The 17,992-nt window shown below is 73.7% G+C and carries 17 protein-coding genes; 9 read left to right on the top strand and 8 right to left on the bottom strand.

The window, feature by feature from the left end:
• Nucleotides 1-466 precede the first annotated feature (466 nt).
• Nucleotides 467-982 (top strand): NADPH-dependent FMN reductase, encoded by a 516-nt coding sequence (locus MON03_RS13605; RefSeq protein ID WP_242088951.1) that lies wholly within the window; start codon nucleotides 467-469, stop codon nucleotides 980-982.
• On the top strand, nucleotides 979-1,482 hold the full coding sequence (locus MON03_RS13600; protein WP_175327540.1) for a flavin reductase family protein: 504 nt from the start codon (nucleotides 979-981) through the stop codon (nucleotides 1,480-1,482). Before MON03_RS13605 ends, MON03_RS13600 begins: the two co-directional genes overlap by 4 nt.
• A gap of 115 nt (nucleotides 1,483-1,597) precedes the next feature.
• On the opposite strand, the gene MON03_RS13595 is transcribed toward MON03_RS13600, so the two are convergent.
• Nucleotides 1,598-2,659 (bottom strand): ABC transporter permease, encoded by a 1,062-nt coding sequence (locus tag MON03_RS13595; protein WP_242088949.1) that lies wholly within the window; start codon nucleotides 2,657-2,659, stop codon nucleotides 1,598-1,600.
• A gap of 11 nt (nucleotides 2,660-2,670) precedes the next feature.
• Complete coding sequence (locus tag MON03_RS13590; protein WP_242088947.1) at nucleotides 2,671-3,552, bottom strand: ABC transporter ATP-binding protein; 882 nt, start codon at nucleotides 3,550-3,552, stop codon at nucleotides 2,671-2,673.
• Nucleotides 3,553-3,757: 205 nt separating this feature from the next.
• On the opposite strand from MON03_RS13590, the gene MON03_RS13585 reads away from it, so the two are divergent.
• Complete coding sequence (locus tag MON03_RS13585) at nucleotides 3,758-5,242, top strand: LCP family protein (protein ID WP_242088945.1); 1,485 nt, start codon at nucleotides 3,758-3,760, stop codon at nucleotides 5,240-5,242.
• A 16-nt stretch (nucleotides 5,243-5,258) separates the two neighbouring features.
• Here the strand turns inward: MON03_RS13585 and MON03_RS13580 are convergent, their stop codons facing one another.
• Nucleotides 5,259-5,942: a response regulator gene (locus MON03_RS13580; RefSeq protein ID WP_242088943.1), complete on the bottom strand. Its 684-nt coding sequence runs from the start codon at nucleotides 5,940-5,942 to the stop codon at nucleotides 5,259-5,261.
• A complete protein-coding gene (locus MON03_RS13575; protein WP_242088941.1) occupies nucleotides 5,924-7,285 on the bottom strand; it encodes a sensor histidine kinase in 1,362 nt (453 codons plus the stop codon). The genes MON03_RS13580 and MON03_RS13575 overlap by 19 nt, the downstream gene beginning before the upstream one ends.
• A 69-nt stretch (nucleotides 7,286-7,354) precedes the next feature.
• Between MON03_RS13575 and MON03_RS13570 the strand changes: the two genes are divergently transcribed.
• On the top strand, nucleotides 7,355-7,699 hold the full coding sequence (locus MON03_RS13570) for a YciI family protein (RefSeq protein ID WP_242088939.1): 345 nt from the start codon (nucleotides 7,355-7,357) through the stop codon (nucleotides 7,697-7,699).
• Here MON03_RS13570 and MON03_RS13565 read toward each other — a convergent pair.
• Entirely contained in the window at nucleotides 7,655-8,125 is a 471-nt protein-coding gene (locus MON03_RS13565) for a hypothetical protein (protein WP_242088937.1), read from the bottom strand. The genes MON03_RS13570 and MON03_RS13565 overlap by 45 nt on opposite strands.
• Nucleotides 8,126-8,211: 86 nt before the next feature.
• Here MON03_RS13565 and MON03_RS13560 point away from each other — a divergent pair, with 86 nt between their 5' ends.
• Complete coding sequence (locus MON03_RS13560) at nucleotides 8,212-9,102, top strand: alpha/beta hydrolase (RefSeq protein ID WP_175327532.1); 891 nt, start codon at nucleotides 8,212-8,214, stop codon at nucleotides 9,100-9,102.
• 94 nt (nucleotides 9,103-9,196) lie between these two features.
• Here the strand turns inward: MON03_RS13560 and MON03_RS13555 are convergent, their stop codons facing one another.
• From MON03_RS13555 to MON03_RS13545, 3 genes are all read right to left on the bottom strand, one after another.
• Nucleotides 9,197-9,868 (bottom strand): peroxiredoxin-like family protein, encoded by a 672-nt coding sequence (locus MON03_RS13555; protein WP_242088935.1) that lies wholly within the window; start codon nucleotides 9,866-9,868, stop codon nucleotides 9,197-9,199.
• A 408-nt stretch (nucleotides 9,869-10,276) separates the two neighbouring features.
• Complete coding sequence (locus tag MON03_RS13550; RefSeq protein ID WP_242088933.1) at nucleotides 10,277-11,194, bottom strand: serine hydrolase domain-containing protein; 918 nt, start codon at nucleotides 11,192-11,194, stop codon at nucleotides 10,277-10,279.
• Entirely contained in the window at nucleotides 11,191-11,652 is a 462-nt protein-coding gene (locus tag MON03_RS13545; RefSeq protein ID WP_022903892.1) for an ATP-dependent zinc protease family protein, read from the bottom strand. Before MON03_RS13545 ends, MON03_RS13550 begins: the two co-directional genes overlap by 4 nt.
• Nucleotides 11,653-11,723: 71 nt before the next feature.
• Here MON03_RS13545 and rimK point away from each other — a divergent pair, with 71 nt between their 5' ends.
• From rimK to MON03_RS13525, 4 genes are read left to right on the top strand one after another with little or no spacing between them, the layout of a single operon-like run.
• On the top strand, nucleotides 11,724-12,917 hold the full coding sequence (gene rimK, locus MON03_RS13540) for a 30S ribosomal protein S6--L-glutamate ligase (RefSeq protein ID WP_242088931.1): 1,194 nt from the start codon (nucleotides 11,724-11,726) through the stop codon (nucleotides 12,915-12,917).
• Between the two features lie 56 nt (nucleotides 12,918-12,973).
• Nucleotides 12,974-14,056 carry a 3-oxoacyl-ACP synthase III gene (locus MON03_RS13535; RefSeq protein WP_022903890.1) on the top strand — a complete coding sequence of 361 codons (1,083 nt, stop codon included), beginning with the start codon at nucleotides 12,974-12,976 and terminating at the stop codon, nucleotides 14,054-14,056.
• A complete protein-coding gene (locus MON03_RS13530) occupies nucleotides 14,053-16,881 on the top strand; it encodes an alpha/beta fold hydrolase (RefSeq protein ID WP_502798673.1) in 2,829 nt (942 codons plus the stop codon). Before MON03_RS13535 ends, MON03_RS13530 begins: the two co-directional genes overlap by 4 nt.
• A complete protein-coding gene (locus MON03_RS13525; protein WP_031273618.1) occupies nucleotides 16,878-17,846 on the top strand; it encodes an NAD-dependent epimerase/dehydratase family protein in 969 nt (322 codons plus the stop codon). The genes MON03_RS13530 and MON03_RS13525 overlap by 4 nt, the downstream gene beginning before the upstream one ends.
• Nucleotides 17,847-17,992 lie beyond the last annotated feature (146 nt).

Genomic DNA, 17,992 nt, shown 5'->3' with positions numbered 1-17,992 from the left:
TCCGGTGGGGCTGATGCGAATGTAACGGCCCGGGCGAGCGTGCAGGGGCCTGCGCGGTAACGGTCCTGTTAGGCATTTGTTTCGCTGGTGTTAGGCCACCGTGCCGGGGTGCCCGGACGGACCCGCGAACCGCGCGCCCGCGGCGATCCCGTCCGCGCCACGGACCCGCGTCGATGTGCGGATCGGCGCCGTTCCGGGGCGGCGGCGGGTGGGCGCAACACGGCGGACCCGCGACGGACGGATTCCGGGAACACGTCTCTCACAAGTCGGCGGTCGGCGACCGGCGCATTGCCGCCGTGGACCGGCGGTGACTGGGTCCTGACCAGGCCGTTCCGTGCGGATCGACCTCGACGCCCCTGGCGTAACGGACTCGACACCGACGCGCCACGACGGCGAAACGCGCCGGGAGTGGACTGCACGCAGCGGACACCGCCACCACACCACCCCGAGCACAGGAGCGCACCGGATGATCACCACCGTCGTCGTCGGCAACCCGAAGCCGGCCTCGCGGACCCTCGACGCCGCGACGGTCGTCCTCGAGCGCCTCACCGGTCGTGCACCCGACCACGTCGTCGACGTCGTCGAGCTCGGTGCGGGGCTCCTCGGCTGGGGCGACGAGGGCGTGGCCGAGGCCGTGCGGACCACCGCCGCCTCGGACCTCGTCGTGGTCGCGTCGCCCACGTACAAGGCGACCTACACCGGCGTGCTCAAGCTGTTCCTCGACCAGTTCGCCACCGCTGACGGTCTCGCCGGGGTCGTCGCCGTCCCGCTCATGCTCGGCGCCGGACCAGCGCACGCGCTCGCCCCCGAGGTCTTCCTCAAGCCGGTCCTCGTCGAACTCGGCGCGACCGTGCCCGCCCCCGCCCTGTACCTCAACGACAAGCAGTACTCGGAGCCCGCGTCGACGGATGCCTGGACCGCGCGCTGGCGCGACGTCGTCCTCGGTGCGGCCACGAGCCTCCAGGAAGGAACCCGCTCATGATCAGCCCGTACTCGACCGAGGCCCCCGACCTCTCCGCGCTCCGCGAGGCCTTCTCCGGCTTCCCGTGCGGTGTGGCGGCCCTGTCCGCGATCGTCGACGGCGAGCCCACCGTGCTCGTCGCGTCGTCGTTCACGGTCGGCGTCTCGCAGGACCCGCCCCTCGTGATGTTCGCGGTGCAGCACACGTCCTCGACCTGGCCCGTGCTGCGCGGCGCCGAGACCATCGGCGTCTCGGTGCTCGGCGAGGGGCACGCCCAGGTGACGCGCCAGCTCGCGTCGAAGGACAAGTCCGTGCGGTTCGTCGGGGTGGACACCTCGGTCTCCGAGACGGGGTCGGTGTTCCTGCAGGGGGCGCCGATCTGGATGGAGTGCTCCGTCGAGCACACCTACCCGGCGGGCGACCACGACATCGTCGTCCTGCGGGTCCTCGGGCTCATGTCGGACTTCGCGCACAGCCCGCTCGTCTGGCACCGGTCAGGGTTCGCGACGCTCACCGCGTGACCGACCGGGGGCCGGTCGACGTGACCGACCCGGAACCGGTCGACGGACGGGAGGCCCGGATCACGTGAGCAGGTCTGCGCACGTGATCCGGGCCTCCAGTCCGTCCCTCGCGGCGTCAGCCGCGGATCGCCTCCGCCAGCTTCACGCGACTGCCGGTCCGCAGCAACGCGTTCTCGTAGATCCGCGCGCCGACGAGGATGACCACGACCACGGACGCGAGGAGCACCAGGAGCGACAGCACGGGCTCCCACCAGGCGGCCGACCCGAGGAAGATCCGCATCGGCATGCCGATCGCGGCGCTGAACGGCACGTACGACATCACGCCGAGGACCGTCGGGTTCGAGTACGCGACGATGATGAGCACGTACGGGATCATCACGAGCATCATCACCGGGGTGGTGACGCTGCCGACGTCCTCCTGCCGGGAGACGAGCACCGCGGAGGCCGCGAAGAGCGCCGCGATGAGCACGAACCCGACCGCGAAGAACCCGACGAACCACAGCATGCTCGGGCCGAGCAGGGTGAACAGGTTGTCCTGGCCGGTCACGGCGAGCGCGATGGTCGCCGCGATCGCCACCGCGACGATCTGCGCGAACGCCATGACGCTGTTGCCGAGCACCTTCCCGGCCAGCAGGGCCCGGGCCGGGATCGCCGCCATCAGGATCTCGACGACCCGGGTGGACTTCTCCTCCACCACGCTCTGCGCGATCGACTGCCCGAACGTCACCGCCGAGGCGAAGAACACGACGCCGAACGCCAGCGCGACGATGTACACGAGGCCTTCGGGCAGCGCGTCCGGGTCGAGCAACTCGACCTCCGGCGAGACGCTGAGCGCCTGCACGACCGCCGTGGGGGTCGAGTCGAGCCCGACGACCGAGAACCCGAGCGGGTCGTCGGAGGGCACGATCGCGGCGTCGACCTCCCCGTCGCGCACGAGCCGTTCGGCGGCCGCGGTCGTGGCCGTCGGCGTGACGTCGAGTCCCGCGGACGACGGCAGGGAGACGCCCTCCGCCACGGCGACGGGGGTCTTGTCGTCGGCCGTCGCACCGCCGACGATGCCGGACACGACGATCGACGCGACGACCATCAGGACGAGGACGAGCGCGGAGACGATGAACGCCTTGCTCCGGACCCGCGCCTGGATCTCCCGGGCGCTGACCAGCCGGACGGCGGACACGAACGAACCGTTCACCGGATGACCTCCCGGAAGACCTCGCTCAACCGGGGCACCCGGGGAGCGAACGACCCGACGGTGCCGGACGACACCGCACGCTGCAGCACGGACTGGGCGACCGCGTCGGAGGCCTCGAACACGGCGTAGCCGCCGTCGAAGTCGCGGACCGTGACGCCCGGCTCGTCCCGGAGCCAGGCGACGTCGCCGTCGACGAGCAGTTCCCACGCGGGCGGCCCCGCCTGCCTCCGGAGGTCCTCCTGCGGACCGGACGCAAGGATCCGTCCGTCGGCGATCACGACGACGTCGTCGCAGAGGCGCTCCACCACGTCGAGCTGGTGGCTCGAGAACAGCACCGGGACCCCGTCGGCGGCGGCTTCCCGGAGAACCCCGAGCACCACGTCCACGGCCATCGGGTCGAGCCCGGAGAACGGCTCGTCGAGGACGAGTACCTCCGGGTCGTGCGCGAGTGCGGCGGCGACCTGCACGCGCTGCTGGTTGCCGAGGGAGAGCTTCTCGACCTCGTCGTCCGCGTGCTCGCCGAGCCCGAGCCGTTCCAGCAGGCCTGCGGTCCGGTCGGCGGCCTCCCGCTTCCCCACCCCGTGCAGGCGGGCCAGGTAGGTGACCTGCTCCGCGACCCGCATCTTCGGGTACAGCCCGCGCTCCTCCGGCATGTACCCGAACCGCTTCCGGTCGGCCGGCCGGAGCGCGGTCCCGTCGACCGACACCGTCCCCGCGTCGGCGTCGAGCACCCCGAGCAGGATGCGCATGGTCGTCGTCTTGCCGGCCCCGTTGCCGCCGACGAACCCCGTCAGGCGTCCGCGGCCGACCGCGAAGCCGACGTCGTCGAGCACCCGGCGGTCGCCGAAGTGCTTCGTCACACCGTCGATGGTGAGCATCGCTGGTCCCCTCCCGTCGGCGCACCTCGCCGACACCCCGACGCTACGGCCGGAAGGCACGGCCCACCTCCGGCTGTCGGCGGGTGTTCCGGTGTGGTCGCCTCCGCCACGCGGGGGAGTGGGGCGGTCACAGCGGTTCCGGGGCGGTCCTGGATACGATGCGGCGATCGGTGCCGAAGGGCCCGGGAACACCGAGGGGACGACCGTGGGCGACGCAGTACAGGGGGCGGACGGGCCGGAGCGTTCGGACGGGCCGGAGCCGGGAGCGGACGGTCAGGACACCGTCGACGGTGCGGCCTCCGCCGCCGGGGCGGCCTCCGCCGCCGGTGCGGCCACCGGGTTGCCGCGGGCGGAGACCGCTGAACACCGACCCGGTGTCGTGCGGCACGGCCGGCTCCGCACCCGGAGCCCGCTCGGCTTCGCAGCGCGCACCCTGGCGATCGCAGCCGCCGTGGCAGTCCTCGGCGCCAGCTCCGTCGCGGCGATCGCGTCGTGGCAGGTCGTGCGCACGGCCAAGCCGCCGGTGTCGCTCGCGATGCCGGGGACGACCGCCAAGCCCGCGCCCGAGCTCACCGCGCAGTCCGGCGAGGTCAACATGCTCCTGGTCGCCACCGACACCCGGGACGGACAGGGTGCCGGGTTCGACGACGCGGCCAACCGCCGGGCCAGCTCGGGTGTCGGCAACAACGACACGACACTGCTCGTGCACATCTCGGCCGACCACACGAACATGGCGGTCGTCAGCTTCCCTCGTGACCTCGTCATCCCGATCCCGGCGTGCACGAACGACAACGGCTCCGTGACCCCGGCGACCGATGCGGCGATGCTCAACACCGCCCTGTCGCGCGGCGGCGAGCAGCACGGACTCGGGTGCGTCGCGAAGACCATCGAGGACCTCACCGGGCTGCAGATCCCCTACGCCGGCATGATCACGTTCGACGGCGTCGTCGCGATGGCCGACGCGGTCGGGGGCGTGGACGTCTGTCTCGCCACCCCGATCGTCGACGACGACGTGACGCCGGCGCTCGACCTGCCCGCCGGCGTCCGGGAGCTCTCCGGCGCCCAAGCGGCCGCGTTCCTGCGCTCCCGTCACGGCGTCGGCGACGCGAGCGACCTCGGCCGGATCAGCAACCAGCAGACCTTCATGTCCGCGCTCGCCCGGCAATCGGTGTCGGCGGGCACCCTCACGAACCCGGCGCGGGTGCTGCGGCTCGCGGAGACCGCCGCCAAGCACATGACCCTGTCCGACACGCTCGCCGACGCGACGACGCTGGCACGCATGGCCCTCGCCGTGCAGAACGTCGGGCTGTCGGAGATGGTGTTCGTGCAGTACCCCGTCGTCGACGACCCGACGGATCCCAACCGTGTGGTCGTCGCCGACGAGGCGGCAGCACAGCTCGACGCCGTGCTCCAGGCGAACGAGCCCGTCGTCCTCGGCTCCGGCAGCCTCGGGCGTTCGGCGGTCCGCGACCCGTCGGCGAGCGCGTCGCCGTCGGCGAGCAGCTCTGCGGCGCCGACGCCGACGCCGACGGTCGCTCCCGGTGGTGGGACGACGGCCGGTCCGACGGGCTCCGCGTCCCCCGGCACCCCCGGCGCGACCGGGACGCCGACTCGGACGTCCTCGCCGCTGCCGGACATCGTGTCCGGGCAGAGCGCGGACACCGTGACCTGCGCGAAGCGCGACGGCTGAGCCCGGGTCGCCCGGGCTAGCCCGCGACGCCCTGCTCGAACGCCCAGACCACCGCCTGGATCCGGTCCCGCAGCGCGAGCTTCTGCAGCACGTTCGACACGTGCGTCTTGACCGTGGCGTCGCCGACGAACAGCTCGCGGGCGATCTCGGCGTTGCTGAGTCCCCGCGCGAGCAGGCGCAGCACCTCGGTCTCGCGCTCGGTGAGCCCGGCCGCGGCGACGGCGGCGGAAGCGGAAGCGCCCGGACGTGCGGAGGAGTGGGGTGCGGGCGTGGCGGTGGCCCGGCTGATGACCCGGCGCGTCACGTCGGGGGCGAGCAGGGCGTCCCCGGCGGCGACGGTCCGGACGGCCTCGATCAGTCGCTCGGGGGAGGCGTTCTTCAGCAGGAACCCGCTCGCCCCCGCTTCGAGCGCCTGGAAGAGGGCGTCATCGTGGTCGAACGTGGTCAGCACGAGCACCGCGGGCGGGTCGTCGAGCGCCGCGATCCGCCGAGCGGCCTCGAGGCCGTCGATGCCGGGCATCTGCACGTCGAGGCAGACCACGTCCGGACGGAGCCGCACGACCGCGTCGACGGCCTGCGCACCGTCCGCCGCTTCGCCCACCACCCGCAGCCCGGGTTCCGACTCGAGGATCACCCGGAAGCCGGCCCGGACGAGCTCCTGGTCGTCCACCAGCACGATGGTCAGGTCGTCGGCAGCCATGCCCGCACCAGGTACCCTCCCCGGGCGCGCGGCCCGATCTCGACGGTGCCGTCGACCGCGGCGACCCGTTCGCGCATCCCGACGTGGCCGAGCCCGCTGCCGGTGGTGTCCCGCACGCCGCCGCGGCCGTCGTCGGCCACCTCGACCTCGAGCGCGTCCGTCAGGTAGCGCACGCGGACGTCGGCCCGTGCGCCCTGCCCGGCGTGCTTGAGCACGTTCGTCACGGCCTCCTGGGCGACGCGGAAGGCCACCGAAGCGACCGTCGGCGGGACGGGACGCTCGTCGCCCACGACCGACCACTCGGCGGGGTGCCCGGCGGTGCGGGCCGCCTCGACGACCTCGGCGATGCGGCCGATGCCCTCCGTGCTCGGCGCGTCCCCGTCGGCCCCCGCGGCGGATCCGGTCGTGCCGCCGTGGCCGTGGCCGTGGCCGTCGCCGTCGCTGTCGCTGTCGCTGTCGCGCAGGGTGCCGAGCATCCGCCGGAGTTCCTCCACCGCGGTGCGGGCGCTCTGCTCCACCACGCCGAGCGACGCGGTGGCCTGCCCGGGATCGCTGCCGATCACCCGTCGTGCGGCTCCGGCCTGCACGCCCATGAGCGCCACGTGGTGCGCGACGACGTCGTGGAGCTCCCGCGCGATCCGCAGTCGCTCGAGCGTGACCGCCTGCGCAGCCGACCGCTCGCGCTCGGCGGCGAGCTCAGCGGTGCGGACGTCGAGTTCGTGCCGGGCGACCGCAGCGCCCCACGCCCGGTTGCCCGCGTACCAGGCGGCCCCGAAGTAGACGACGTTGATGAGCACGTTGAGCAGCGAGTACGCGATGTACGGCGGGATGACGGCACCGTCGTCGTTCGGCAGCGAGGTCGGCATCGACCAGCCGAAGACGATCGCGAGGAACAGCCACGCGAACATGCCGCCGATCACCACCCACCGCACGGCCTCGGAGCGGACCCGGTCGGAGCACCAGGCGCCCACGGTGTAGATCCCGATGAACAGCGTGAAGTTGACGACGAAGAGCTCCGGCACGTGCAGCAGCTGCGTCCCCACGAAGGCGAGCGCGACGACCACGAGCGCGGTCATCGGCCACCGCCGCCGGAACGCGATCGGCGCCGTGTTCGCGAGCACCATGAGCGCGGACACCCACCACGCGGCCTGGTCGTCGTCGTACGCACCGGACGCCCCGTACAGCACGGTGGTGATCGCCATCCCGACCGCGAGCACCGCCGCCAGCAGCACGTCCTGCCGCCACTCCCGCCGCCCGACCGGCAAGCGCGACCACGCGGTGTCCGGCGGCCGCGACCACGCGGTGTCCGGCGGCCGCGACCACGAACCCGTCATCGCCCCCATGCCACCACGGTACCGAACGGCCGGCACCGGGCGGGATTAGTCTCGGGGGCAACGGAGCGGGGAGGCACGATGCGGTTCCTCGTCAACGTCATCGACGACGGCCAGGCAGTGACGATCGGTCGGACCGCGTCCGCGACCGAGGCGGAGGCAGCGGCGGTCGACGCGCTCAACGAGCGACTCGACCGCGACGGGAGCATCGTCCTCGCCGTCGGACTCGCGGCACCGTCGGACGCGACCGTGGTGGACGCGCGCGGGGACGAGCCGGTCGTCCGTCCCGGGCCGGTCCTCGACGTCGCCGAGTACGTCGCCGGCTTCTGGGTGCTCGAGCTGCCCGACGCCGAGACCGCGCTCAGGACCGCGACGGAGGCGTCACGAGCCTGCAACCGGAAGGTCGAGCTCCGGCCGGTCCTCTGACCGCCGTCGCCGCACGGCGAGGGCTGCGCACGCCGCCGTCACGACGGCCGCGAGCGCGAACGTCGTCGCCGGACCGAGGCCGTCGACGAGGCCCCCGAGCCCCGCGGCCCCGACGGCCTGTCCGAGCACGAGCACGACGAACAGGACCGACGTCCCCGCCGCAGACCGTTCGGGGGTGATCTCTGCACCGCCGCCGAGTACGCCGACGCCCCCGAGGAGGTCGGGCGGGTCCTCGCCCGCGAGACCGACACGCTCCGCAGCCGGCTCACCGTCGCCGCCGTACCGCTCGTCGGACCAGCCGACGCGGCAGCGCTCGCCGAGGACCTGCTCCTCGTCGTCTCCGGCGCCCTCGCGATGCGGCTCCGGGACCAGCGGACCGGGACGGCCACGGCGCGGACGGTCGCGGACGCGGTGGTCCGTGCCCACCTCGCGGCGACCACCTGCACGACCTCACACGGAACACCCGGCTGAACACCGCTCACCTCCGCGCTGCTGCTCGCTACGCTGCGGACGTGCACCCGACCAGGTCCAGAGTCACCCGCCGTGCCCTCATCGTCGGCGGTGGAGCGGTGGTGGCCGCGGTCGCGGTCGCCGAGGCCGTCGACCTCCGCTGGCTCCCGGGGCGCTCCACCATGTACCGGACCCTCGGACTGGACGGCGAGCCCGGCCACATCCCCGATGTGACGCCCGTGCCGACGACCTCCGGATCGTTCGTCTCCCGAGCGCGTGGCGGCCGCACCGTCGGCTGGACCATCGCCGCGCCGCAGTCCGACCGCCCGCTGCCGATCGCCGTCGCCCTCCACGGCTACGGCGGATCGCACCGCACGTTCTTCGGGAACGGCCTCGGCTACGAGCGCTTCCTCGCCCAGCACGTCGCACGGGGCGGGGCGCCGTTCGCGGTCGCGGGCGTCGACGGCGGCAACCGCTACTGGCACCGGCGCGCGGACGGCGACGACCCGGGCGCGATGGTGCTCGACGAGTTCGTCCCGATGCTCGAGCAGCGCGGCTTCGACACCGGCCGCCTCGCCTTCACCGGCAACTCCATGGGCGGGTACGGTGCGCTCCGCTTCGGGGGCCTCCTCGGGCCGAGGAAGGTCCGGGCGGTCGCCGCCTTGAGCCCGGCGCTCTGGACGAGTGCGGGCGAAACCGCCCGCGGTGCCTTCGACGACGCCGAGGACTTCCGCGCGAACACGGTCATCGGACGCCAGCACGAGCTCGACGGTGTCGCGGTCCGGATCGACGTCGGCACCGGTGACGGGTTCGAGCCCGCCGTCCGGACCTACGTCGACGGGTTCACCACGACGCCGGCCGGCGGGTTCGAACCGGGTGCGCACGACAACGCCTTCTGGCGACGCATGGCCCCGCAGCAGATCGCGTTCCTCGCGCGGCACCTGCACGCCTGACCCCGGTGCCGGACGGGAGGCCCGCCCCGCGTCCGCCACGCGCGTCACCCGGGCCGCGCCTCCAGGCAGGTCCCCGCGGCGCGACCCGTCCGCGTCAGCGGGACGCGACCAGGAGGTCGTCGACCGCGGCGACGACCGTCGCCACCTCGGTGCGGGTCGTGTAGTCCACGTGCACGTCCGCGAACCGGACCGTGCCGCCCGCGTCGATCATGAACACCGACGGGAACGGGATCGCCGCCGTGGCGTCCGCGTTGCTGTCGGCCACGTCGAACCCGAGCTGCGTGTGTGCGCCACGGGCGGCTGCACTCGGCTCCGTCACGATGCCGAAGCGGCCTGCGAGGACGTTCTCCGGGTCGGTCAGCACCGGGAACGCGAGCTCGCCGTTCGCGATCGACTGCTCCGCGCCCTCGGGGGTCTGCGGCGACACGGCCACGAGCTGCACGCCGCGCTCCTGCAGCGCCGGGAGGAGCTCCTGCTGGTAGGTGCGCAACGTGATGTTGCAGTAGGGGCACCAGGCTCCGCGGTAGAAGACGAGGACCGTGGGCGTGGTCCCGCGGACCTCGGCGAGCGACGTCGTCGCACCGGTCGGGGTCACCAGCGGGGCGTCCGGCGCGGTGTCGCCCTCGGTGAGGACGCCGTCCGGGACGCCGGCGTCGCGGAGGTCGCGCTGCTCGCCGTCGAACACCGCGGAGAGCTCCGGGCCGATCTGGGCGGTGAAGCCCTCGTTGAACTCGTCCACCTGGCGGGCGATGGTCTGGTCGGTCACGGTGGGGCTCCTCGGGTCGGGTCGGGTCGGGGCGGGTCGAGTCGAGTCGGGTCGAGTCGGGTCGGATGAGTCGGGTCGGGTCCGGCAGCGATGCCGGTGCGTGGAGCGTAGGCACGTCGCCGGCGACGGGGAACGGCCCGCGTCACGCAGTGTCACGCAGCGGTGTGCGCGGGACGGTGCACGCGGCGGAGACCGACGCGGCGGAGACCGACGCGGCGGGCGGGCGTGCGGCCATGGGGGACGTGCCGGGCGGACGCGCGGCGGTGGGCGGCGGTGACGGACGCGGCGGTCCCCGGCACGCTAGCGCCGACGTTCCGCTCGATCGGTGGCAGTTCCGGTTCGCGATCCCCGGGTCCGACGAACCAGGACTGCCAGGCACCGGACGGGGAACGTGCTCCGGTCGGGAGCTCAGCGCGGGGCGAGTGTCGACACCGCGAGCTCGGCGAGCCGGTGGTCGGCCGACTCCTCGTGCGCGGTGATCGTGACGACGGCGTCGCGCGCCTGGTCGACGACGACGTACTGCCCGTAGCGCCCGTCGAGCCGCCAGGCGTCGCCCGGCCCGTCCCAGACCGCGAGGCCGTACCGGCGGAACGGGCCGTCGCTGCTGACCTCGACCCAGTCCGCGTGCATCGCGTCGATCCAAGCCGCAGACACGAGCTGCCGTCCGTCGAACGAGCCGCGGTCCCGCAGGAGCCGACCGACCCGGGCGAGCTCGGAGGTCCGGAGCTCGAGTCCGCTCCCGCCGACGACGAAGCCGAGCGGGCAGCGGTGCCACTGCGGGTTGTCGATGCCGAGCGGGCCGAAGAGCCGTGGGAGCAGCCAGTCGCGCACGTCGCCCACGACCGACGCGAGCATGCGCATCGCCACGTACGGGCCGGAGTCGGTGTAGCGGAAACGTTCGCCCGTCCCGTCGGCGGGCAGGGCCAGCATCGTCGCGGCGAGGTCGTCGCCCGGGACCGGCTCGTCGCCGAACCAGGCGAAGTCGATCCCACTCGTCATCGACAGGAGGTGCCGGACGGTCACCTGCTCGACGCCCGCTCCGAGCCGGATGCCGGGGAGCAGCTCGGGGACCCGCGTGTCGAGCGTCAGCAATCCCTCGTCGACGGCGATCCCGACGGCCAGTGCGCACACCCCCTTCGACACGGAGTACACGTTCTCGCGGTCGTCGCTGCGCCACCGGTGCGCGACCTCGTCGTCGCCGATCCGGACGTGCACGCCGTACGCGCCGAGCCCCTCGTCGCCCACCGCCGCGACGAACCGGGCGAGCGCGTCAGCCGGCGACGGTCCGGTCGGCGTCGCGCCCGGCCGCGGTCCCGGCGGGGTCACGCGCGGCCGCGGTTCCGCCGGCGGATCGCCTTCGGCGCACGGCCGCCGAGGAACGACCGCGCCGGGTCGACGAGGAAGGCCTGCCGCAGCGCCTCGCGGCCGACGAGCATCCGGAAGCCCATCTGGTCGCGGTTGCTCAGCGTGACCTCGGCGTCGACCGTCTGCTCGTGCAGGGTGATCGGCGTGAGGATGACGATGCGCTCCTGGGTGTGCCCCGTGGAGCTGCGGATCGTCCGCCGGTCGTGGATGTCGCACTCGACGGTGACCGCGTCGGCGTCGGTGTCCTGCCACGGGTGCACCGAGAAGCGCACCCGCTCGCCGGGCAGCTCCTCGAGGTCGAAGGCGTGCAGCGCCGAGCTCCGGGCGCCCGTGTCCAGCTTGACCTTGATCCACGGCAGCGCGAGGCCCGGGAGGGCGGCCCACTCCCGCCAACCTGCGATCGTGGGAGTGCGGCTCATGTGCCCATCCTGTCGCATGCTTTGATTGAACGTCGCCGTCGATACCCCGAACACCCAGCGGAGCCCCACCGATGAAACTCGCCATCCTGTCGCGCGCCCCGCACGCGTACTCGACCCAGCGTCTCCGCGCCGCGGCGATCGACCGCGGGCACGACGTCAAGGTGCTGAACACGCTCCGGTTCGCGATCGACCTGACCGCCGAGGAGCCCGACCTGCTGTACCGCGGCAAGCTCCTCAGCGACTACGACGCCGTCCTCCCGCGCATCGGGAACTCCATCACGTACTACGGCACCGCCGTCGTGCGGCAGTTCGAGCAGATGGACGTCTACACGCCGAACACGGCCACGGGCATCACGAACTCGCGCGACAAGCTGCGGGCGAACCAGATCCTGTCCCGGCACCACATCGGCATGCCCGCGACCACCTTCGTGAACAGCCGTGCCGACGTCCGCGGGGCGATCGACCGCGTCGGCGGCGCCCCGGTCGTCATCAAGCTCCTGGAGGGCACCCAGGGCATCGGCGTGATCCTCGCGCCGGAGGCGAAGGTCGCGGAGTCCATCGTCGAGACGCTGCACTCGACGAAGCAGAACGTCCTCATCCAGTCGTTCATCTCGGAGAGCCGCGGGAAGGACATCCGCGCCCTCGTCGTCGGCGACCGGGTCGTCGCGGCGATGCGGCGCAGTGCCTCCGGCGACGAGTTCCGGTCGAACGTGCACCGCGGCGGCACGGTCGAGAAGGTCACCCTCACGCCCGAGTACGAGGAGGCCGCCGTCCGGTCCGCCCAGATCATGGGGCTCCGGGTCGCCGGGGTCGACATGCTCGAGGGCAACGAGGGACCCCTCGTGATGGAGGTGAACTCCTCGCCGGGCCTCGAGGGCATCGAGCGCGCCACCGGCCTCGACGTCGCCGGCGCGATCATCGACTTCATCGGCAACCAGGTGGCCTTCCCGGAGATCGACGTCCGCCAGCGCCTCAGCGTCTCGACGGGGTACGGCGTCGCCGAGCTGCTCGTGCACACGAACGCCGACCTGGTGGGCAAGACCATCAAGGAGTCCGGGCTCTGGGACCGCGACATCACGGTGCTGACGCTCCACCGCGGGGCGTCGGTGATCCCGAACCCGCGGAGCGGCGTGACGCTGCAGGCCAGTGACCGCCTGCTCTGCTTCGGCAAGCTCGAGGAGATGCGGTCGATGATCCCGGACCGCCGGAAGCGCCGGAGCAAGGTCCGGAAACTGCCAAAGGACGCGGTCACGGAGCAGTCCTAGTGCGCGCGCAGGGCACCCGGACCGCACGTCCAGCACATGTGCGGAATGATGAGGCGGTGACCATCCTCGCTGACCGCCCCGTCGACCCGACGTCCGAAGCGGAGACAGTGCGACCCGGCAACGCCACCGCGAAGCACCGCAACGTCTCGTTGCTGTCGGTCGCGACGACCACCGCGGACCGCGTGACGACCTCCGCCGACATCGAGGAACGCCTCCGCGGCGCCCTCCGTCGTCTCCGTCTGCCGAGCGGCCTGCTCGAGCGCGTGGCGGGCGTCAAGGAGCGTCGGAACTGGGGCGAGGGCCAGACCTTCCACGAGGCCGCCATCGACGCCGGACGCCGTGCCATGGCCGAGGCGGGCATCCAGCCCCACGACGTCGGGCTGCTCATCAACACGTCGGTGACCCGGCCGCACCTGGAGCCGAGCGTCGCCGTGCGGCTGCACCACGGCCTCGGGCTGCCGTCGTCGGCGATCAACTTCGACATCGCGAACGCGTGCCTCGGGTTCGTCAACGCCATGAGCGTCGCCGCGGGCATGATCGACTCCGGTCAGATCCAGTACGCGCTCATCGTCGACGGCGAGGACGCCGACCAGGTGCAGCTCAACACCATCGACCGCCTCAACCAGGGCAGCCGGAACCGCAAGGACTTCATGAGCGAGTTCGCCAGCCTGACGCTCGGGTCGGGCGCCGCCGCCGCCGTGCTCGGGCGGACCGACGCCCACCCCCGCGGGCACCGGTTGATCGGCGGCGTGACCCGCGCGGCGACGCAGTGGTACGACCTGTGCGTCGGCAGCCCGGACGGCATGTTCACCGACGCGAAGATGCTGCTCAAGGGCGGCATGGAGCTCGTGGTCGAGGCCTGGAACGAGGCGAAGGCGCACTTCGACTGGGCCGACATGGACCGCTACGTGCTGCACCAGGTCTCCGACGTGCACACCAACGCGTTCGTGAACGCCATCGGGGTGCCCCGGTCGAAGGTGCCGACGACGTACGAGCGGTTCGGCAACGTCGGTCCCGCGTCGATCCCGATCACCCTCGCGGACGAGGTCGCGAAGGGCTCGATCCGCAGTGGCGACCGGGTGTTCCTCGGCGGCGTCGGCTCCGGCATCAACACCGCGATGCTGGAACTGCACTGGTGAGGTCCGGCCTCCCCCGCGTCGCTGCGACCACCGCGCCGGCGACGCTCCCGCCGCCCCTGCCCGGACTCGACCCGGCCTGGTCTCGACTGGTCACCGTGCCGGGTGGTGTCGACGACCGGCCTGGGCCCACGCCGCCGGTTCCGGAGCGACGCGCCAGCGGCGGTCCGGCCGTGCCGGTGGGGAGAGGCGCGGATCGCCACGAGCGCACCTGGCACCTCCTCGACACGGCCGGTTCCCTCGACGCGCTCGGCGCGCGTCCGGTGGGCACCCTGCTCTGCGTGCACGGCAACCCCACGTGGTCCTACCTGTGGCGCTCGGTCGCGCAGCGCACGCTCGACGTCGCCCGCGCCGGAGGTCCCGCGTGGCGGGTCGTCGCGGTCGACCAGCTCGACATGGGCTTCTCGGAGCGGACCGGCGTGCAGCGCGGGCTCGCACAGCGCGTCGCGGACCTCGGAGCGCTCACCGACGCACTCGCGCTGACCGGTCCCGTCGTCACCCTCGGACACGACTGGGGCGGGGTGGTGTCGCTCGGCTGGGCCGTCGACCACCCGGACCTCGTCGTCGGGGTCGCAACGTGCAACACCGCCGTGCACCAGCCAGGCGACGCGTCGATCCCCGCGCCGCTCCGGTTCGCCCTGAGCCCCGGGGTGCTCGGCCGGGGCACGGTGCTGACACCCGCGTTCCTCGAGACCACGCTCGCGATCGCGCACCCGAAGCTCGACCGCGCCGTCGCCGACGCCTTCCGCGCGCCCTACCGAGGCGCTGCACGCCGCGGGGGCATCGGCGGCTTCGTGGCGGACATCCCCGTCGACAGCGCCCACCCGTCCGCGCCCGAGCTCGACCGGATCGCCGCCGGGGTCGCGGCGCTCGACGTCCCCGCACTGCTCCTCTGGGGGCCGCGCGACCCGGTGTTCCTCGAGCGCTACCTCGACGACCTCCTCCGACGCTTGCCGCACGCCGACGTGCACCGGTTCGAGGGCGCCGGACACCTCCTGCCGGAGGACGTCGACGTCGCCGGGACCGTCACCGACTGGCTGGGAGACCGCCTGCCGGAGGGGACCGTACCCACCGGGGCCGAGCCGTCCCTCCAGGCACGGCCGTCACCCCGCTGGCGCGGTGCGCCGGAACCGGCTGGTGGGGCCCACCTCCAGGCCGACACCGACCACGTCGGGGACGCGAGCCGCCCGCTCTGGGCCGCACTCGACGAGCTGCGCGACGATGACGGACCCGCCCTCGTCGAGATGGCCGCGCCCGGCGGCGTCCGGAGCGTCAGCTGGCGGCTCCTGGCGCGCCGTGTGGACGAGATCGTGGCCGGACTCGGCGTCGTCGGCGTCCGTGCGGGCGACCGCGTGTCGTTGCTCGTGACGCCCGGAGCCGACCTGACCGCCGTGCTCTACGCGTGCGTCCGGATCGGCGCCGTCGTGGTCGTGGCCGATGCCGGGCTCGGGCTGCGCGGCCTGACGCGAGCCGTGCGCGGTGCCCGACCGGACTGGATCGTCGGTGCGCTGCCGGGGCTGTCGGCGGCACGCGCGCTCGGGTGGCCCGGTCGGCGCATCGCGACCGTGGCGCTCCCGACGGTGGCTCGTCGCGCGCTCGGCGTGTCCCACACGCTCGCCGAGGTGGCCCGGGCCGGGGCCGTACGGCTCGCGGCGGGCGGAGCCCTCCCGGACGCCCCGACGCCGGACTCGACGGCCGCCGTGCTCTTCACCTCCGGGTCGACCGGTCCGGCGAAGGGCGTCGTCTACACGCACGGGCAGCTCGGCGCCGTCCGGGACGCCCTCGCCACGCAGTACGGCGTCGGCACCGGCACCGGGCTCGTCGCCGGCTTCGCCCCGTTCGCGCTCCTCGGGCCCGCGCTCGGAGCCCGGTCGGTCGCGCCGGACATGGACGTCACTTCGCCGCGGACCCTGACGGCGACCGCCGTCGCGGAGGCCGTCCGGGCGGCCGACGCCACGGTGGTCTTCCTGTCGCCGGCCGCGATCGCGAACGTCGTCGCCACGGCGTCCGCGCTGACGGAAGGTGACCGCACCGCGCTGCGCCGCGTCGAGCTGTTCCTCTCCGCGGGAGCGCCGGTGGCGGACTCGCTGCTCGCCGCGGCGACGGAGCTGATGCCGAACGCGACGGCGCACACCCCCTACGGCATGACGGAGGGGCTCCTCATGACCGACGTGGACCTCGACGGGGTCCGGGCGGCTGCTGCCGCCGACGCGTCCGGCGTCTGCGTCGGTGTGCCCGCGGCCGGGGTCACGGTCCGGATCGCCCCGCTCGACGCACGCGGCGCCGCGACCGGGGTGCTGACCGACACCGCGGGCGTGACGGGGGAGATCGTCGTCGCCGCGCCGCACGTCCGTGACCACTACGACAAGCTCTGGCGGACGGACCGGGCCTCGCGCCTCGGCGTCGACGACGCACGCGGACACCGCACCGGTGACGTCGGGCACCTGGACGAGGCCGGCCGGCTGTGGGTCGAGGGCCGCCTGCAGCACGTCGTCACCACGCCCGAGGGTGTCCTCACGCCGGTCGGACCCGAACAGCGCATCGAACGGGTGCCCGGGGTCCGTCGGGCCGGTGTCACCGGGATCGGTCCGGAGGGCACGCAGCAGGTCGTGGCAGTCGTCGAGACCGTCGCACCGCAGCGACGACCGGGCCTCGCGCCGCCGTCGGTGGCGTCCGCCGTCCGTGCAGCGGCAGGGGTCCCCGTGGCCGCCGTGCTCGTCGTGCCCGTGCTCCCGACCGACGTCCGGCACAACTCGAAGATCGACCGGACGCGACTCGGCCGGTGGGCATCGTCCGTGCTCGCCGGCGGCCGGATGGTGCGGCCGTGAAGGTCCTCGTCACCGGGGCCAGCGGCTTCCTCGGGCGTGCGACCGCGGCAGCCGTGCGGGAGGCCGGGCACGAGGTCAGGACCTTCCAGCGACGGCCGTCCGGGGTCTCCGGCGTCGACGACGTGCTCGGGACGGTGACCGACCCGGACGCCCTCGCCCGCGCGGTCGACCGTGTCGACGCCGTCGTGCACCTCGCCGCGAAGGTCTCGCTCGCCGGCGACCCGGACGACTTCCGCCGCGTGAACGTCGACGGCACCCGGGCGCTCCTCGACGCCGCACGGGCCGCCGGCACCGAGCGGTTCGTGTTCGTGTCGTCCCCGTCGGTCGCGCACACCGGCACGTCGCTCGCCGGGGCCCCGGCCGGCCCGGCCGAGCCCGAGCGTGCGCGCGGGGAGTACGCCCGCACGAAGGCGGCCGCCGAACTCCTCGCACTGGCCGCCGACGAGCCCGGCTTCGCGGTCGTGGCGGTCCGACCGCACCTCGTGTGGGGCCCGGGGGACACCCAGCTCGTCGGACGCATCGTCGAGCGGGCCCGCGCCGGACGGCTGCCGCTGCTCGACTCCGGCGCCGCGCTCATCGACACGCTCTACGTCGACAACGCGGCGTCGGCGATGGTCGCGGCGCTCGACCGTGCGACGGACGACGGCGTGCACGGATCGGCGTACGTGGTGACGAACGGCGAGCCCCGACCGGTGGCCGACCTGCTCGCCGGGATCTGCACGGCGTCCGGAGTGCCGGCGCCGCGGTGGCACGTGCCCGCCGGGGTCGCCCGGGTGGCCGGCTCGGTCGTCGAGGCGGTGTGGCGGGTCCGCCCGGGGCAGGACGAGCCGCCGATGACGCGGTTCCTGGCGGAGCAGCTGTCGACGGCGCACTGGTTCGACCAGCGCCGGACCCGGGCGGAGCTGCGGTGGGTGCCGGCCGTGTCGATCGACGAGGGTCTGGCGCGGCTGGCCGCTGCCCGCTGACGCTGGCCGCGGCCGCGGCCGGGGCCGGCGCCCGAGATCCGGCCCCAGCGACAGTTCTCGGGGGCTTGAGCGCAAGAATTGTCGCTGTGCCCGAGTCTCGGGCTGAGCGACATATCTCGCGCGCAGGAGCCCGAGAACCGTCGCTG

The sequence above is a fragment of the Curtobacterium sp. DN_7.5 genome (assembly GCF_022655355.1).
In the GTDB taxonomy this organism is placed as follows: Bacteria; Actinomycetota; Actinomycetes; order Actinomycetales; family Microbacteriaceae; genus Curtobacterium; species Curtobacterium luteum.
The sequence above is the reverse complement of the archived record's forward strand: the minus strand, read 5'-3'. Positions and strand labels throughout refer to the sequence as shown.

Excerpts from the sequence above, each read along its gene's own strand:
- MON03_RS13605 (WP_242088951.1), top strand. The coding sequence starts at position 467 with ATGATCACCACCGTCGTCGTCGGCAACCCGAAGCCGGCCTCGCGGACC.
- MON03_RS13600 (WP_175327540.1), top strand. The coding sequence starts at position 979 with ATGATCAGCCCGTACTCGACCGAGGCCCCCGACCTCTCCGCGCTCCGC.
- MON03_RS13590 (WP_242088947.1), bottom strand. The coding sequence starts at position 3,552 with ATGCTCACCATCGACGGTGTGACGAAGCACTTCGGCGACCGCCGGGTG.
- MON03_RS13580 (WP_242088943.1), bottom strand. The coding sequence starts at position 5,942 with ATGGCTGCCGACGACCTGACCATCGTGCTGGTGGACGACCAGGAGCTC.
- MON03_RS13575 (WP_242088941.1), bottom strand. The coding sequence starts at position 7,285 with ATGGGGGCGATGACGGGTTCGTGGTCGCGGCCGCCGGACACCGCGTGG.
- MON03_RS13570 (WP_242088939.1), top strand. The coding sequence starts at position 7,355 with ATGCGGTTCCTCGTCAACGTCATCGACGACGGCCAGGCAGTGACGATC.
- MON03_RS13545 (WP_022903892.1), bottom strand. The coding sequence starts at position 11,652 with ATGAGCCGCACTCCCACGATCGCAGGTTGGCGGGAGTGGGCCGCCCTC.
- rimK (WP_242088931.1), top strand. The coding sequence starts at position 11,724 with ATGAAACTCGCCATCCTGTCGCGCGCCCCGCACGCGTACTCGACCCAG.